The sequence below is a fragment of the Merdibacter massiliensis genome (assembly GCF_900155395.1).
GTDB lineage: Bacteria > Bacillota_I > Bacilli_A > Erysipelotrichales > Erysipelotrichaceae > Merdibacter > Merdibacter massiliensis.
Window position 1 is genome coordinate 78975 of the sequence record NZ_LT699717.1, and the last position, 16015, is coordinate 94989.

Here is a 16015-nt window from a genome sequence, read left to right on the forward strand (position 1 = left end):
ATTCAAAGACAGAAAGAAGGTGTTTTGATGAAAAGACATTTATTTCGTTACAGCAGCGTGATCTGCATTGTGATCTTGGCCATACTGGAGATCATCGTATGGTTATTACCAGAAATGATGGCTGGACCTTTATCTTATGTCTTGCTGTTTGCATTTGTCATTACGATGGCCTGCTTACAGCTGCATTCTTTCCACCATCACCTGAATAAAAAGAATAAAGGAGGCTACTCTTTATGAGCAGAATCTTAAAAGTATCCATGATCGAAAAATATTATGGCAGCCGTGATTCTATCACCAAGGCATTGGATAACATTAGTTTTGATGTAGACGAAGGTGAATTTATCGGTATCATGGGACCTAGCGGCAGCGGCAAAACAACTTTGCTCAATTGTATTTCCACGATTGATTCCGTATCCACCGGCCACATTTTTCTTCATCAGCAAGATATTACACAAATGAATAAACGGACATTGGAACGTTTTCGCCGTGAAGAGCTTGGTTTCATCTTCCAAGATTTTAATTTATTGCCATCTTTGAATGCATACGAAAATATTGCCTTAGCTTTAACAATACAAGAAATTGCGCCAAATCAAATACATTCTCGCATTCATACGATTGCCCAGCAATTAAACATCGCATCCATATTAGAAAAATATCCTCAGCAAATGTCAGGCGGCGAAAGACAACGAATTGCCTGTGCCCGCGCCTTGATCACAAATCCTTCTTTGATCTTAGCTGATGAGCCTACTGGTGCACTGGATTCTAAAAATTCCCGGTTATTGCTTGAAATGATGGAACAGATCAACAACGAATATCACACAACGATCATGATGGTGACACATGATCCTTTTTCTGCTTCTTATGCAAAGCGTATCTTATTCATAAAAGACGGAAAAATATTTAATGAATTGATTCGGGGCAATGATTCCAGAAAAGAATTTTTTCAACGTATCATTGATGTGACCACATTATTGGGAGGCGATGATGTTGTACACTAAGCTTGCATTAAAAAATGTCCGTGCCAGTTTTCACGATTACCTTTTGTATTTTTTGACACTCGTTTTAACTGTAACGCTGTTTTACTGTTTCAATGCACAAGATGCTGTATGGCAATTAACAGATCCCTCTTTACTTTCTGCTAACGTGATCGAATTATTGCAGATTCTAAATGAACGCATGCATATTCTTTCCTTTTTCGTTGCATGTATCCTGATGATCCTGGTTTTTTATGCAAACCGCACCTTCATCTTGCGCAGAAACAAAGAATTTGCTCTTTATTACGTACTTGGCATGCGGCAAAAGCATTGGGTCTGTGTTTTATATCTAGAAACCTTTTTCGTAGCAGCAATGGCTTTAGCTGCAGGTCTTGTTGCCGGTCTGCTTTTTTCGCAACTGATCACAACTTTTACTGCTTCTCTATTTATTTCTCATGTCACCTATCATTTTGTCTTCTCATATAGTTCTTTGTTGCTCACTTTATTTGTCTTCATTGTGATTTTCTTCCTAACCACTTTGATCAATATCATCATTTTGCTATATCGCCCGATTCGCTCATTTCATCCTCAGTTTGAAAAAACCATTCCCTTCTCTCAAAAAAAAGTATGTTGTCTCTCTCCTTTACTTGCTGTCTGTACTTTCCTGATAAGTATCCTCTTATTATATGATCTCTCATTCATTTCATTTATTATCAGCTTTCTTCTGATCACCTGCAGCAATCTTTTCTTTCTTCTGTCGCTTTATCATTTTTTTCCGCTTCTTATCAAAAAAAGCACTCATTATTGTTATCAGGGCTTGCATATGCTCACGATTCAGCGTCTGCACCGGCTCATCTCTAGTAATATAAAATCATTATGTATCTTGATTGGCATGCTTACGATCGGCATCACTTCCTTATTTACCGGTTTGTGTATCAGTAATAATTTAAATAGTGAAATTGATCATCTGACTCCCTACAGTTTTTCATTAATCCAGCCTTATGAGAAGGAAAACGGCAAAGAGGGACATGTCATGGCATTTGACGAAGAAATTAAGAGCTTGCATATACCAAGTGATTGGATACAATCAGAAAATATCTTGCACACTTATCAAAGTGAATTTACTTATCAAACTTTATACTCGTTATTTGATGATTATAACTTGCATGTATCTTGGGAACTTGCTTTATTGAAAGAACCTATTGAAATCATTCCCTTATCAAGCTACAACCAGTTGCGCAGAGATCAAGGATTAAAAAACATCAAATTAAAATCCGGGGAAATTCTGCTATACAGTTGCAATAAACGTTTTGCTTCTGCAATTCACAGCCTGCAGCAGCGACAGCCCTATATCACTTTATTTAACCAAACCTTTCATGTTTTACCAAAAAATGTGAAATCGCTTCGTTTAAGCAATGCGTTCGAAACTGCTCCCCACGATGCTGCTTATTTAGTTGTTCAAGATGCCATGATCCCTAAAAATGCAAAAAAATATATGGAGTATTGGAATATCGAATTAAAACCAGGTCAATCATCCCATCTGTTTAGCTCTATGATCGAAGAGCAGATAGCGCAATCACCTTCATCGGCATTAAATGAACACTTTATCATCAACCGTGACGAAGTCCATGATAATAATCTAGGCTTTTCTGTTATCTTTACTTATCTCTCCTTGTTTTTAGGTATGATTTTAGTTATTAGTCCGCTCATTATTTTAGCTTTAAAGCTGTTGGCACCGCGATATAACGAATTGGAAAATGCAAAACTGTTAGAAAAATTAGGTACGCCTCTTCGTTTACGCAGAAGAGATCTCTTTTGGCAAACGTTGATCTTCTTTTCCTTTCCTTTTGCATTAGCCTGTATCGACAGCCTTATTTTCTTAAAAGCGATCAAATCCTTCCTATACGATTTGAATCGCAGCGGCTATGCAGCAGCATTTTTACAAACCTCTTGCATCATCTTGATACTTTATATCAGTTATTTTGCTGTCACATATTTTTCCAGACGTTCAATAGCAGAAGCAGATACCATTTAAAAAGGAACTATGAAGTAATTATATCTGACTTTCATAGTTCCTTTTTTCTATTCCATATATGGTTTGAAATATTGCAATGCCTGGCATCCTCTGCCGGTATGGACACCAACAACGCTCACCAGTTTGATTACTTGTACCTGCACGCCCTCCAAGGCAGTTTCGATTTTTTTACGATAAACCTCTGCTTGCTCTGGCGCATCTGCATGTGCGACCGTAATGGAATAAGTGCTGTCTACACCATCCTGTTTCATGCGTTCGATCACCGTATCCATGGCCTTAGACATCGTCCGTACTTTACCGATTACATCGATCTTTCCTTTGGTCTGTTCATTGATTGCCAATACAGGTTTGATCTTTAACAGCCCTCCTAGCGTTGCTGCCAAAGGGGTCAAACGGCCCCCGCGCTTGAGATGCTGAAGATCATCTGGCAACAGCAGCGTATCTGTCGTATGAATAACTTGTGCACAGACATCTTTTATCTCTGGAATGCTTTTTCCTTTTTCCATCAACTGTTTTGCCAAACGAACCAAATAACCTTGTACAACTGCCGTTACATGACAATCCACATATTCAAAAGCAAGCCCTGTTTGTTTGGCAACCATTGCCATGGCATCAATTGTTCCAGACAATCCGCTGCAAATAGGAACAGCAAAAATTTGCTCATACCCATCCTCTTTCAACTGCGAAAACAGCTCTTCGATTTTTCCTAATGCAGGTAATGAAGTGCTTAGCATTTTTCCTTCCCGCATTTTTTCATATACCTCGTCAATCGAAATATCCAGTGAATCATTAAAATTTTGATGATCATAGCTTACTTGCAGAGGAACGCTATAGATTCCATCTTGCCGTAATTGTTCAATCGTTTCTCCTGTTCCACTATCTGTTACAATTGCTGTTTTCATTGGCAATCTCTCCTTTATTAATTTATTCTTCAACGCCTTCTACTTTCTTTTGATACTGGATAGCTACGACACCTAATCCAGTATGTGCTGCAATAACTGGACAGATCGTGCTTCTTTCTATCTTACAGCCTGGAAAAGTTTCCTCCAGTAACTGCTGTAACTGCGCTACGCTATCTCCTCCTTCGCTATCCAATAAGCGAAGTTTGTAAGTTGCCGCATCAAAACCATCTTCTTTTGCGACATCCACCATACGCGACAATGCTTTTGACATTGTACGTACTTTGTCCAACACATCTACTTTTCCACCGGTAGAAACATTTAGCTGCAAGATCGGCTTGATCTTTAACATGCTTCCTAACGTCGCCGCTAACGGTGTCAAACGTCCTCCACGTTTCAGATGCATGAGATCATCTGGTACCAGCAAAGTATTTGCGCTTTCTACGCTCGCCTTTAGACGACGTTCTATTTCTGCAGGCTCAACGCCTTGTTTTGCTAAAACAAAAGCACATTCTGCCAAGTAACCTTGTGCATTCACTGTTGTATAAGGATCCACTAAGGTAATTGGTAATTCTGCACGCTTTGCTGCTGCTTCGATCATGCTTGCAGTTGAGGAAATACCAGCTGACAAAGGAACAGCTATCACATGTTCATATCCACTTTCTTTTAATTCTGCAAACAACGCTTCCACTTGTCCAAGGGGCGGCATAGAAGTCGTCGGCATTTCTCCATTTTTTAATCGAGCATATAATTCATTTACAGTGATGTCGATACCATCAAGAAATTCATCGTCTCCGCATTTCACTTGTAAAGGTAAATAAAACAGACCTCTCTCTTCTGTCTGTACTTTTGTCCAACCGGTACCGCTATCAGTAACAACTGCTATTTTCATTTTCAATTCCTCCCAATCTTTGATTAAAAAAGAGCCAGTCTTATCCTATCATGTTTTGAAAGGTTTCTCAATGTACGCATCGTAAGAAGAAGATGACAATTCCCTGTATATGCATTTGGAAAAGGCTATTTAAATCAGCATAACCGGTAATCTAGTATTTAAAAATAGAAGTACTGTTTATTACTTATATATAATATCATATTCTTATCTTGAATTGCATAACTTTTCAATAAAATCCCTTTTGTTTCCTTATTTTTTATATTATAATGCACTCGGTGATATTATGTACCGGATCAAAGAAGATTCTGTTTCTGAATTAGAAATTAAAAAAAGCCGTTTTATTACTTATTTGCATCGCAGCAATACAGAAGAAGATGCTAAATCTTTTATACAAAGTATACGCAAATTACATCCAAATGCGACTCATCACTGTTATGCTTTCCTGATTGGTGAGCAAAATGAGATCCGCCGCAGCAATGACGATGGGGAACCTGCCGGAACTGCCGGCATTCCCATGCTGGAATGTTTAGACCTTAATCACCTGCAAGATATTACAGCTGTAACTGTACGTTATTTTGGGGGCATCAAATTAGGTGCAGGAGGATTGATCCGCGCATATTCAAAAAGTGTTTCTCACGCGTTAAGCGAAGCAAAATTAGTCGAAAAAAAATGGATGAAATGTTTTACCCTGTGTTTTGACTATGCTTTGATTGGCCGCATGGACTATTATTTCCGGGAACATGCGATCGAGATAACAGATAAACAATATGCCGAGACTGTACAATATACCTATCTTTCTGAAACGGACAACAGTGAAGAGATTGCCTCTATCACAAATGGACAATATCTGCCCGTTTACGAAAAAGATATCTTATGTGAAATATAAAAGATGTCAAAGAAAATGTACATTTCAAAGCGGGAGACCGCCTGTCAACAGCTCCAATCAATAATCAGACCATATCTTTTTACCATCACATTATTATCCTGGTGATGGTTTTTTGTTTGAACAAGCATCACTTTCTATTCAATAAAAAAAATCCCAACTATATAGACACACGACTATGAATCTCCTATGTCTACTGCAGCGGGATCAAATGATTGAATATATTATTTCTATTCGTCTTGTATAACATCTAATTTTTCATCTATTTGCTCCATATGACGTTTACACAAAGTCATATAGATAGCATCTGGAACAAAACACTGCGTTGCCGTTTCATAATATCCTTTTGCCTGTTCATAATCTCCATCATGTTCTAATTGCAGGCCCATCAAATATAAGATAACTCCCAAAGAGAAACCCTTGAATGTATTATCATTCACTGCATCCTCCATCTCATTAAACAGATCATTTCTGCCTTGTGCAATTACCTGATAGCTCCATTCGCTGCAAAGAATGAATGATTCCAAATTCGTATCGCGAATATCATTTAATAATTTTTCAGCATATTTATAATCACCATGGACCAGAAAATAATGATAATAGAGTTCTAAAAGTTTTTCCAAATCTTTTCCGCCGTAAAACTGAATACCTTGTTCCAATGCTTCTTTTAATGCATCCATTTGATTGGATGATCGCAATGCGTAAAACCGGTATAAATCACAGGTAAAATCGCCTAACATTTTGCGGTACTGTGGTTCTTCGCACAAAGTCAATAATTTTTTATAGTCTTTTTGATTGATTGCCTTGTTTAGAACGCTGATTTTTTGATATTTGCGCAATAGATAACCAACCCCAAAAAATACGACAACAATAATGATGATCCATACTACGATCATATTTCCTTGATTATTCATTTTATTTCTCCATCTATCTTTTCAAACATCATTATATAAAAAGCCAAATGAAAGCACAAGTAAAGATCGTGTTTTCATTGTACTATATCAATAGAAAGGCTGCCGTTTGGCAGCCTTTCCGATAGTCGGGTTGAGAGAGTTGAATCCAACTATTACGCTAAGATATCCCAAGGTACTGGAACCCAAGGTGTATATCCACCAGCCTGATACCAGATACCAAATGCACATCCAACAATACCGATAACCAATAATAACAGGATCAGTTTTACTGGAGTGAAGTTTTTCTTGATGATCAAGAAGTAGCACATCAAAGTTAGCAATAAAGGTAAGATGCAAGGTAAGATGCTATTCAAGTAGTTCTGAATTACAAGTGGATCACCTTGTCCATTTGGAATAGAGATAGCTAAAGAAGTTCCACCACCATAGTTAGCAATCAAAGCACCAATGATAAATACACCTAATACAGAAGCAGCGTGTGTGATTTCTTTTGCATGCGCAGTCATCATAGCTACTGCTTTTGTACCCATGTTGTAAGACCAGTACATCAAACCATAACGAAGTGCCATTTCAACACCGAATGCAATGATGAAGTACAGAATTGGTCCTAACCAACTGTGATCAATTGCCATCTGTGCTGTCATACCAGCAACGATTGGAATCAATGTCATCCAGAATAATGCATCACCGATACCTCCTAATGGAGCGGCAACAGAGATACGTACGGAACGGATTGTCTGGATATCCATTTTCTGTTGTTCCATTGACAATACCATACCCATAACGAATGTAACAGCGAATGGGTGAGTATTTAAGAAGTCCAAGTTATGAGTCATTGAAGTTGCTAAATCTTCTTTGTTTGTATGGATCTTTTGAAGACCTGGCAGCAATGCCCACAACCAACCAGCTGATTGCATACGCTCATAGTTGAAGCATGCCTGCAGCTGGCATGAACGCCAAACCATCTTGTTTAAAGTTTTATTATCCAGTCTAGGAGCAGGAGTTAAGTCCTTATATTGTAACATTTCATTACTAGATGCCATCACTCATACCTCCTTCTGCGTTTTTAGCAAGAGAATTGATTCTGAAATCCAACAATGCGATTGCGATACCGATGAAAGCAACCAAGATCAAGGCAGCAGAAGCTGTAGCTGCAACATTACCGAACAGCAATGCCATTGCGAAACCAGCTAATAACCAACCCCACATATCGGCAGCCATCATGATCTTCATCAAGATAGAGAAACCGACGAAACGCATCATAGCACCAGCAGCACCAAGACCTGCCATGAACCAAGTAGCATTTTCTTTGAAATCATTCAACGGACCAGCTGCAGCTGTACCACCAACATACGCAACGATAGCGATGATTGTGAACAATGCACCTAAGCCACCCATATGGATGTTCAAGCAAGCTGTAATTCCTTTTGGATTTGCTTCTTCAGCAGCTTTATCAGCTTTAGCCATCAAAGCAGAAGTAGCTGTAAATACCAATGTTACAACATACTGACCAAAAGTAGCGAAAATCATACAAGCACCTAAAGCAGTGTTGATATCCATGTTTGCTTTCACAGCAAATACCATGGCAACAATACCACCAAGTACTGCGTTCGGAGGCTGAGCTCCACCGATTGGCATATTACCAACCATCATCAATTCGTAGGTACCACCAATAGCAAGACCAGTTGTAGGATCACCTAAGATCAAGCCAATAATTGGACAAGCGATCATAGGACGATAAATCAACTCAGTCAATGAGAACTGGTCGATAGCAAAGATAAATGTTACAATTGCCAACAACACGAGTTCAACAATATTAATATCTCCCATAATTTTCTCCTTTCATTATTTAACCGATATTTAAGATTAAATAACCCTTTCTTTTGAACTAACTATTTCCACAGTTTGTCCAGATCTTCAGCAGCTGTATCCGGAACACGACGAATTTCGAGCTCTACACCCAACTCCTGAAGTTTTTTGAAACAAGCAACATCATCATCATTTACTGCAACTGAAGTAGCAACCTGGCGTTTACCTTCAGCCATATGCATGTTTCCGATGTTTACTTTTTTGATTGGCACACCGCCTTCTACCAGACGAAGTACATCCTGAGGTGTTTCACAGATAATAAAGATCTTCTGTGCAGGACTTGCTTTACTAATAATCTGACAAGTTTTTTCAATTGTAAAATAACGAGTCTGTGCATATGATGGAGCAGCCATGTTCATCAATCCTTGACGGAATTGATCTCCTGCAACTGCATCATTTGCAACTAATAGTAAATTTGCCCCGATTACACCAGTCCATTGTGTAGCAACCTGGCCATGAATCAGGCGGTTGTCAATACGAGTCAACATAATATTTGGCATTATTCTCTCTCCCTTCTACCAATAAATAATGAACCAAACAAGGTGGTTTTTTTAATCACCCAATTAAGAAAACCCTTTCATTAGCTCGGTTTCATTGTATGTAAATAGAGCCCACTTTTCTTTACACTTTTTAAAAATTGATTTGCACTTTTTAGTATTCATCAACTTTTTTATAAAAAGAATTACAATATATGACAATATTTTCTATTTTTTTTACAATTTTATCCATATTTATTCCTATTTTTTTTATGATTATGGATAAATATGTGATAAATTTGTTTTTTTCTTTTTCCGATTTATTCTTTTTTTCTTCTAAATTACCTATAATATGCATTATAATATAGAAAAAGTGTTTTTTACTTTCAAACCATCAATGGAGGTGGAATATTCATGTTCAATCGAACAACAAGTTTTCTTTTCAGTAAATATGGCGAAGTATTTCGTTCTATGCCTGATCCGGATTCAAGTATCATGCGAAATGCACGCATTTCCAATGTACGCCTCCGCGAGAAAGAAATTCATCATTTCATGAAATATGACAAACCAGTTTATATTCGTTCCATCAGCGGCATCATCATGTTGATTGTCGCCAAGGAAAATGATCCTCAAAATTACGAACGTTTTATCATTCATCGTGTCGTTAAATTGAAACCGGATACGATCTTTAATTTTATTTCTGTATCCCAAAGTGCCCGTTATGAGATCTGTTATCAGAATTCTGGTAAATATGAAGAGATTTCTACATACAATGGTGTACCGATCGTATATGAGCGCTTGCTGCCGAAGATCAATATTGAAGAAATTTTATGTTGTTACTATCAAGTACGAAATTCCAATTATTTTTTTCCAGGTGAAACGCATAATTATTTTGAATTAACTTATATAGATAACGGTTCTTTAACAACGATGGTCGATGGCGAAGATTATCATTTGGAAAAACTAGATTTGATGCTCTATGCGCCTGGACAATTTCATACACAAGAAACGGGACCAAATACATCTTGCAGCTATCTCACCGTCATGTTTGAATTGGATTGTGAAAACTCGTATCTGCTGACAAATCGTGTATATCATGCACATAAGCGAATTTATAATGCATTGACGAATTTTATACGGGTCAGCCAATTAGACAACATGTATGATGAAGATCTTATGATCTGTTATTTAAAGGAAATACTGGTCTATATATTACAATATGATTTCAATGATGATGAAGAAGTCTCCAGTTCGCCAATGCAAGAGCGCTTTGAAAACGAACTGCTTAATGAAATCATTCAATATATTAACGCCCATATATATGAACAATTTACGATTGAGGAAATCTGTCATCAATTTTCTATCTCACGCTCTTCGCTTCAAACCTTATTTAAAAAGAATCTAAAAGTGGCACCAAAGCAATATATCAGCAATATCAAACTTAATAAAGGGAAAGTCCTGATCAAGGAAAGCACCCATACGATTTCTGAAATATCCGCTATGCTCGGTTTTACTTCCGTTCATTATTTTTCACGCAAATTCAAGCAAGAGTTTGGCATCACGCCAAGCGATTACGCAAAATCCATTTATCATTAAAAGATGCTGACTGCATCTTTTTTATTGCTTGTTGTTTGAAATAGTGCTAGAATAATCTTAGCCTTGTTTTTAAGTAGAGGCGCGTTGATTATGAGTAGTGCATGGGAGATCGAAAGTCCATGATCATGTACGAAAGGATGATACGCCGAAGCAATAAAGTCAAATTTATTGCTGGGGATATGTTTAATAGACATATCACTGTCCTTTTTAAAAAAGGATGCGCTCTTAAAACAACAAAGTCCTCATAAATGAACGCCTTTGCTTGTTTTGAGATGCAAAGGCTTTTGTTTTATAGGGGGTTTTTATGGAAACAAAAAGAAAATTCAAAATGCCGCATGCATATGTCATCATTTTTTCAATGACGATACTAACGGCCATCTTAGCGAACATCGTGCCTGCTGGTACTTTTGACCGCATCACCGATGCAGACGGCAATGAAGTTGTCGTGGCAGGCAGCTATCATCTGGTAGAACGTGTTGGCTGCAGCATTTTCGATATGTTCAAATCTATTCAGCTTGGATTTATTGACAGTGCACAAATCATCTTCTTCATCGTATTTGCGTATGCTTTTGTCTATGTCATGATCAAAAACGGTACATTTGATGCTGTTGTTGGTTTCATCTTGCGCCGTGTCAGCAATCGCATCCACCTGATCATCCCGGTTTGTATGCTTTGCTTTGGCATCTTGGGATCAACGATGGGCATGTTTGAAGAAACTTATGGTTTATTACCAGTCTTTATCTCGATTGCCGCTGTCATTGGCTATGATGCGATTGTTGGGGGCAGTATCATCTATTTAGGGGTGGCGATCGGTTTTGCCTCTGCGACGATCAACCCGTTTACAATTGGAATAGCTCAACCGATTGCAGGTGTCCCGCTCTTCTCTGGTTTAGGTTATCGTGTATTCTGTTTTGTCATCTTTATGGGTATCGCTATCTGGTATGTTATGCACTATGCAAAGAAAGTAAAGAATGATCCGACAAAATCCTATCTGTATGGTATTCCGCTTGAAATGCAGGAAGTTGGTTCTAAAGAAGAATTGATGAGCAAATCTTTTACTTTGACACATAAGATCAGCTGTCTGATTTTTGTCTTTACGATCGGAATGTTATTAGTCGGTACAATTCAGTTAAAATGGTATTTTGATGAGATTGCAACTTTATTCATCATCATGACGATCATTACGGGTTTAATTTCTCGTTACACGCCAAGTCAGATTTGTGAATTCTTCATTGAGTCCAGCAAAGAAATGATGTATGGTGCTTTGTTGGTTGGTATCAGCCGCAGTATCCCATTGATCATGGAAAATGCTTATATCATTGATACGATCGTCAACTGGTTGGCCAATCTGTTGCAAAGCTTCCAAGGTGTGACAAGCGCAATCGGCATGCTGCTCGTACAAAATATCATCAACTTCTTTATTCCAAGCGGTGCCGGTCAAGCACTTGTTACGATGCCGATCTTAGCTCCTGTTGGCGAAATGGTAGGTGTCAGCCGCCAGGTAAGCGTCTTGGCTTATCAATTTGGCGATGGCTTCTCCAATATCTTCTGGCCGACAAGTGTGTTCATGATGTGCGGTATCATGCGTCTGCCGATCAATAAATGGTATAAATTCGTGACTCCATTATTTGGTTTGATATTTATTGCAGAAATCGCCTTATTGGTTGTGGCAATGCTGATTGGTTATTAAAGGAAGAGGAAAAACATGGATATTCAACAATTATTATTGCAGGCAGAGGATGCTTATGCTGCTTCTATTGAAGAAATTAGTGAATTTATCTTTCAACATCCTGAATTGGGTATGGAAGAGTTTGAATCAAGCAATTACTTAGCAAACTGCCTTGCTTCAAACGGTTTTACGATCACAAAACCTTATTTAGGTTTAGAAACTGCGTTTCGAGCAGAGCTGCAATGCGGAAATGGCGGATGCAAGGTTGCTTTTCTTCCAGAGTATGATGCATTACCCGGATATGGTTCAAACAACGACGAAAATGCGCATGCCTGCGGCCATAATTGGATCGCAGCCAGCACCCTGGGCGCTGCACTTGCATTAGCGAAAATCAAAGATCATTTCAATGGAACGATCGTTGTAATCGGAACTCCTGCCGAGGAAACGATCGGCGGTAAATGCGACCTGGTAGAGAAAGGTGCATTCGCCGATATTGATGCCGCAATCCAAATGCATCTCGGTGCAGAAAACAATATCAATATTTTTACATTGGCCATGGATTCCATAGAATTCAACTTTGCCGGCAAAGCCGCACATGCAGCTGCTTACCCGCAATTAGGCATCAATGCATTGGATGCTGTACAGTTAATGTTTGCCGGTGTCAATGCACTTCGACAGCATATGCAAAGTGATGCACGTGTGGCAGGCATCATTACAAAAGGCGGTGTGGCCTGCAATATCGTACCGGATCAGGCAAGTTGCCGTTTCTATATTCGTGCTGCCAAAAGAAGTTACCTGAAAGAATTAACAGAAAAGATCATCAATTGTGCAAAAGGTGCTGCTTTGATGACTGGCGCCACACTAGAATATCATAATTTTGAAAATTCATATGATGATCTCATCTACCATGAAGGTTTACGTTCCTTATTGCGTAAGCATTTAGAGGAATTAGGTATTACCAATTTTGTAGAAGAAGATGCACAAGCAAGCGGTTCCAGCGATATTGGCAATGTATCACAGGTATGTCCTTGCGTATATTGCGAGATCGATACTGGTGCCGCTCCGAAAGTATATGCGCACCAGGCTGATTTTTTAGACTATGTGCATGGTGAAAATGCACGCTTTACGCTCCATACCGCTGCCAAAGCAATGGCCTTAACTGCCCTTGATGTATTCTTGGATCCAAATATTGTAAAATAAAAAAAGAGGATGTAACAGTGAAGTGATTTCAAATTGTCACTACAACTGTTTCTCCTCTTTTTTATATGAATTAAATTCCGTCCTCTGATTCTACTTGTTCTACTGGTTTGAACTCATAACGCATGACTTGGTCTTTTCCAGTATTAATAGCCATATTGGTTAACATTTCCAATTCTTCTACAAATTGACGTCCCATATTGACTTCGATCAGCATTGGAAGATTGCTGCCAGCAACGATTTCAACATTACCGCGCGGGTATCCACACATAACTGCTGTTTTAAATGGCGAACCGCCAGCTAAATCAGAGCATACCAAGATTCCTTGGCAATCTTTCAGCTCATCCATTGCTTTATTGAGCTTTTTTTCTAAGTCTTCTACAGAATCGCTTGCCTCGAAATCAACCGCACGATAGTTTTGCAGATCTCCAGCAATCAATTCTAAAGAACTCGTTAAGCCACTTGCGAAATGTCCGTGACCTGTAACAATTAAACCTAACATCTCTGCATACGCACACGCCTTGAGCGTGTGCTCTCCTTTCTTCTGTTTACCTTATTATAACGTAATCTTAACGTTTTGTATATGGGTGAAGGATAACGCCTTTAACTACACGGTTTACCTCACCTGTAGGACATGGATTGTCAGGAGTGATGTCATAAGATAAGGATTTAAATAACGCAATCAACTGAGCAGCAGTAATATAGGCAAAGCCTAACAACATATTATCATGTGTATTTTCCATATTATAAGATACAGTATAGTCAACCAGGCCTGCAATTTCATCATCTGCCTTGTTAGTCACTGCCAGGATCTTGTTTCCTTTACGTTGTCCACTCATTTCCTTGATCAGATCCAATTCATACTGATGTGTATATGGATCATCACTTACATAAACAACAGTTAAAGTCTCATCATTGATAATTGATTTAGGTCCATGACGGAATCCCATTGGAGAATCAAAACAAGTACAAACTTTACCTGCTGTTAACTCTAACATCTTTAACTGTGATTCCTGAGCAATTCCTTTTAATGCATTTGCACCTAAGTAAACGATACGGTTGAAATCATAATCATTTACAATATCTGCCAATTGTGTCCAACCATCTTCTAACAGTTTTTCAGTTGCATTCAGAACATCTTCAAATTCTGCAGCAATTTCATCAATACGATCTAAATTGAAGCAAAGCAAAGTTGCCAACATCATATTAGAGAAACTGCTTGTCATTGCAAAACTTTGATCATGTGTCTCAGGAGTCAAATTGATGGCATATGCATTATGACGATCTGCAGCTGCTTTGGAAAGTGCACCTTCATGATTGCATGTTACAAATAAATGATAAACATTTTCGCCGCATACCTCATCTGCAACATTTACAGCACCAACAGATTCTGGTGAATTACCTGAACGTCCAAAAGAAACTAATAATGTCGGTCTAGTCTGAGACAGATAATTCTCTGGAGTTGATACGATATCAGTAGTTGCATAGGATTTTACTTTGAAACCGTTTGTTTTGTTCAAATAAGAATACAAAGCATTTCCTACATATTCGCTTGTTCCAGCTCCTGTCAGGATAATATCATAATCTTCTTTGCTTGTTACATTTGAAATAAAGCTGCGGATTGCTTCTTTTTCGTTTTTAATCTGGGCGATTGTCTTTTTCCAAGTAGCCGGTTGCTGGCGAATCTCTGTAGCAGTAAAAATACCATTCAGTGATTCCCATTTAGCATTGTCTTTACCAAAAATCATCTTTATCCTCTCCTTCTCATCAGTGTTCTATCTGATGTCTCTTTACAGTTCCTATTATAGTCAATGTTTGTACTTTTTCAAACTTCTCAAGATATCTTTGCTAAAATGTGCAAAAAGATAATTAATTTATAAACGTTTTCAGTTGTCATGTGGTTTTTGTCTGTTATAATGTTATTCAGAAAGCAGGTGTTTCAATGAAAAAGCAAAATAAAGCTGCCGCAAAGAGAGGGCAACAACCTATGATGATCGGTGGCTTCAATGTCTATCACGATGATAAAAATCGTACCATTTATTACAATCGATTTTCGAAAAGAGCCTATATTATAAAACCGAATGATTTTAGTACTTTCCAAACGTATAACATGCGTATCTTTCTCACATTGGCTGTGATCATCGTTCTCTTTTCTTTTTCCGATACCTTTTTAGCAAATCCGGTCTTTGCAATTGGTGTCGGTATCCTGGTATTCGCTGTATTGCAGGTAAAATTTAACGGTTTTTTAAAACATTGCACCAGCATAGCCAATTTTAATACGAAGGAAGCTTATGGGCATATCCAGATACTAGCAGTAGAGGATACAAAGAAAATTTTATTAAAGATCGTATTATTTGTTGCTTTAGCATGTTTGGTCGTTTATAACTCCTATGTGCAGAACTACAATACACTATCCTTGATCATCAGCTGGCTGTTAGCAGCTTATGCTACTTTCCAAGTGGCAATGGAATTGATCGCTCTTAATTATAAACGGAATCATCCTGATTTAGATCTGAGTTTTATCAAAGAGAATCATCCGAATAATAAGAAAAACAGAAGAAAATAGAGTAGAGGGAAGAAATTAATCTTCGCCCCTCTCATTGCACCGTACGTA

Annotated in this window: 16 protein-coding genes and 1 riboswitch; of the genes, 8 read left to right on the plus strand and 8 right to left on the minus strand. The window is 38.2% G+C overall.

Annotation, left to right across the window (positions count from 1 at the left end; genetic code table 11):
* Positions 1-27 precede the first annotated feature (27 nt).
* Genes BQ9859_RS03180 through BQ9859_RS03190 form a run of 3 tightly spaced genes read left to right on the plus strand, consistent with a single transcriptional unit; the run spans position 28 to position 3009 of the window.
* On the plus strand, positions 28-237 hold the full coding sequence (locus BQ9859_RS03180) for a hypothetical protein (RefSeq protein WP_075876834.1): 210 nt from the start codon (positions 28-30) through the stop codon (positions 235-237).
* Positions 234-998 (plus strand): ABC transporter ATP-binding protein, encoded by a 765-nt coding sequence (locus tag BQ9859_RS03185; protein ID WP_075876835.1) that lies wholly within the window; start codon positions 234-236, stop codon positions 996-998. Before BQ9859_RS03180 ends, BQ9859_RS03185 begins: the two co-directional genes overlap by 4 nt.
* Positions 985-3009: an ABC transporter permease gene (locus BQ9859_RS03190; RefSeq protein ID WP_075876836.1), complete on the plus strand. Its 2025-nt coding sequence runs from the start codon at positions 985-987 to the stop codon at positions 3007-3009. The genes BQ9859_RS03185 and BQ9859_RS03190 overlap by 14 nt, the downstream gene beginning before the upstream one ends.
* Before the next feature lie 47 nt (positions 3010-3056).
* Here BQ9859_RS03190 and BQ9859_RS03195 read toward each other — a convergent pair whose 3' ends face one another.
* Both BQ9859_RS03195 and BQ9859_RS03200 read right to left on the minus strand, forming a co-directional pair.
* Positions 3057-3911 carry a DegV family protein gene (locus tag BQ9859_RS03195; protein WP_075876837.1) on the minus strand — a complete coding sequence of 285 codons (855 nt, stop codon included), beginning with the start codon at positions 3909-3911 and terminating at the stop codon, positions 3057-3059.
* 22 nt (positions 3912-3933) lie between these two features.
* On the minus strand, positions 3934-4800 hold the full coding sequence (locus BQ9859_RS03200; protein WP_075876838.1) for a DegV family protein: 867 nt from the start codon (positions 4798-4800) through the stop codon (positions 3934-3936).
* Between the two features lie 283 nt (positions 4801-5083).
* On the opposite strand from BQ9859_RS03200, the gene BQ9859_RS03205 reads away from it, so the two are divergent.
* Positions 5084-5686, plus strand: coding sequence for a YigZ family protein (locus BQ9859_RS03205; protein ID WP_075876839.1), 603 nt, complete (start codon positions 5084-5086; stop codon positions 5684-5686).
* A 227-nt stretch (positions 5687-5913) separates the two neighbouring features.
* Here the strand turns inward: BQ9859_RS03205 and BQ9859_RS03210 are convergent, their stop codons facing one another.
* The 4 genes from BQ9859_RS03210 to agaB all read right to left on the minus strand — a co-directional run bounded on the left by BQ9859_RS03210 (position 5914) and on the right by agaB (position 8963).
* Positions 5914-6597 (minus strand): hypothetical protein, encoded by a 684-nt coding sequence (locus tag BQ9859_RS03210; RefSeq protein WP_075876840.1) that lies wholly within the window; start codon positions 6595-6597, stop codon positions 5914-5916.
* 152 nt (positions 6598-6749) lie between these two features.
* Positions 6750-7637: a PTS system mannose/fructose/sorbose family transporter subunit IID gene (locus BQ9859_RS03215; protein WP_075876841.1), complete on the minus strand. Its 888-nt coding sequence runs from the start codon at positions 7635-7637 to the stop codon at positions 6750-6752.
* Positions 7627-8424 carry a PTS sugar transporter subunit IIC gene (locus tag BQ9859_RS03220; RefSeq protein ID WP_075876842.1) on the minus strand — a complete coding sequence of 266 codons (798 nt, stop codon included), beginning with the start codon at positions 8422-8424 and terminating at the stop codon, positions 7627-7629. The genes BQ9859_RS03215 and BQ9859_RS03220 overlap by 11 nt, the downstream gene beginning before the upstream one ends.
* A 62-nt stretch (positions 8425-8486) precedes the next feature.
* Entirely contained in the window at positions 8487-8963 is a 477-nt protein-coding gene (agaB, locus tag BQ9859_RS03225; RefSeq protein ID WP_075876843.1) for a PTS galactosamine transporter subunit IIB, read from the minus strand.
* 390 nt (positions 8964-9353) lie between these two features.
* On the opposite strand from agaB, the gene BQ9859_RS03235 reads away from it, so the two are divergent.
* From BQ9859_RS03235 to BQ9859_RS03250, 3 genes are all read left to right on the plus strand, one after another.
* Complete coding sequence (locus BQ9859_RS03235) at positions 9354-10535, plus strand: AraC family transcriptional regulator (protein WP_075876845.1); 1182 nt, start codon at positions 9354-9356, stop codon at positions 10533-10535.
* A 66-nt stretch (positions 10536-10601) separates the two neighbouring features.
* Positions 10602-10768, plus strand: a riboswitch (Lysine riboswitch).
* Positions 10769-10839: 71 nt separating this feature from the next.
* Positions 10840-12225 (plus strand): YfcC family protein, encoded by a 1386-nt coding sequence (locus BQ9859_RS03245; RefSeq protein ID WP_075876847.1) that lies wholly within the window; start codon positions 10840-10842, stop codon positions 12223-12225.
* Between the two features lie 15 nt (positions 12226-12240).
* Positions 12241-13404, plus strand: a complete 1164-nt coding sequence (locus tag BQ9859_RS03250) for a M20 family metallopeptidase (protein WP_075876848.1) — start codon at positions 12241-12243, stop codon at positions 13402-13404.
* A 70-nt stretch (positions 13405-13474) separates the two neighbouring features.
* Here the strand turns inward: BQ9859_RS03250 and agaF are convergent, their stop codons facing one another.
* On the minus strand, positions 13475-13903 hold the full coding sequence (gene agaF, locus BQ9859_RS03255) for a PTS galactosamine/N-acetylgalactosamine transporter subunit IIA (protein WP_075876849.1): 429 nt from the start codon (positions 13901-13903) through the stop codon (positions 13475-13477).
* Positions 13904-13970: 67 nt separating this feature from the next.
* Positions 13971-15149 (minus strand): SIS domain-containing protein, encoded by a 1179-nt coding sequence (locus tag BQ9859_RS03260; RefSeq protein ID WP_075876850.1) that lies wholly within the window; start codon positions 15147-15149, stop codon positions 13971-13973.
* A 194-nt stretch (positions 15150-15343) separates the two neighbouring features.
* On the opposite strand from BQ9859_RS03260, the gene BQ9859_RS03265 reads away from it, so the two are divergent.
* Positions 15344-15967: a hypothetical protein gene (locus BQ9859_RS03265; protein ID WP_075876851.1), complete on the plus strand. Its 624-nt coding sequence runs from the start codon at positions 15344-15346 to the stop codon at positions 15965-15967.
* Positions 15968-16015 lie beyond the last annotated feature (48 nt).

What these genes read in the sequence shown, in the direction of transcription:
- BQ9859_RS03180 (WP_075876834.1), top strand. Translation starts at nt 28, where the DNA reads ATGAAAAGACATTTATTTCGTTACAGCAGCGTGATCTGCATTGTGATC.
- BQ9859_RS03185 (WP_075876835.1), top strand. Translation starts at nt 234, where the DNA reads ATGAGCAGAATCTTAAAAGTATCCATGATCGAAAAATATTATGGCAGC.
- BQ9859_RS03190 (WP_075876836.1), top strand. Translation starts at nt 985, where the DNA reads ATGTTGTACACTAAGCTTGCATTAAAAAATGTCCGTGCCAGTTTTCAC.
- BQ9859_RS03195 (WP_075876837.1), bottom strand. Translation starts at nt 3,911, where the DNA reads ATGAAAACAGCAATTGTAACAGATAGTGGAACAGGAGAAACGATTGAA.
- BQ9859_RS03200 (WP_075876838.1), bottom strand. Translation starts at nt 4,800, where the DNA reads ATGAAAATAGCAGTTGTTACTGATAGCGGTACCGGTTGGACAAAAGTA.
- BQ9859_RS03205 (WP_075876839.1), top strand. Translation starts at nt 5,084, where the DNA reads ATGTACCGGATCAAAGAAGATTCTGTTTCTGAATTAGAAATTAAAAAA.
- BQ9859_RS03210 (WP_075876840.1), bottom strand. Translation starts at nt 6,597, where the DNA reads ATGAATAATCAAGGAAATATGATCGTAGTATGGATCATCATTATTGTT.
- BQ9859_RS03215 (WP_075876841.1), bottom strand. Translation starts at nt 7,637, where the DNA reads ATGGCATCTAGTAATGAAATGTTACAATATAAGGACTTAACTCCTGCT.
- BQ9859_RS03220 (WP_075876842.1), bottom strand. Translation starts at nt 8,424, where the DNA reads ATGGGAGATATTAATATTGTTGAACTCGTGTTGTTGGCAATTGTAACA.
- agaB (WP_075876843.1), bottom strand. Translation starts at nt 8,963, where the DNA reads ATGCCAAATATTATGTTGACTCGTATTGACAACCGCCTGATTCATGGC.
- BQ9859_RS03235 (WP_075876845.1), top strand. Translation starts at nt 9,354, where the DNA reads ATGTTCAATCGAACAACAAGTTTTCTTTTCAGTAAATATGGCGAAGTA.
- BQ9859_RS03245 (WP_075876847.1), top strand. Translation starts at nt 10,840, where the DNA reads ATGGAAACAAAAAGAAAATTCAAAATGCCGCATGCATATGTCATCATT.
- BQ9859_RS03250 (WP_075876848.1), top strand. Translation starts at nt 12,241, where the DNA reads ATGGATATTCAACAATTATTATTGCAGGCAGAGGATGCTTATGCTGCT.
- agaF (WP_075876849.1), bottom strand. Translation starts at nt 13,903, where the DNA reads ATGTTAGGTTTAATTGTTACAGGTCACGGACATTTCGCAAGTGGCTTA.
- BQ9859_RS03260 (WP_075876850.1), bottom strand. Translation starts at nt 15,149, where the DNA reads ATGATTTTTGGTAAAGACAATGCTAAATGGGAATCACTGAATGGTATT.
- BQ9859_RS03265 (WP_075876851.1), top strand. Translation starts at nt 15,344, where the DNA reads ATGAAAAAGCAAAATAAAGCTGCCGCAAAGAGAGGGCAACAACCTATG.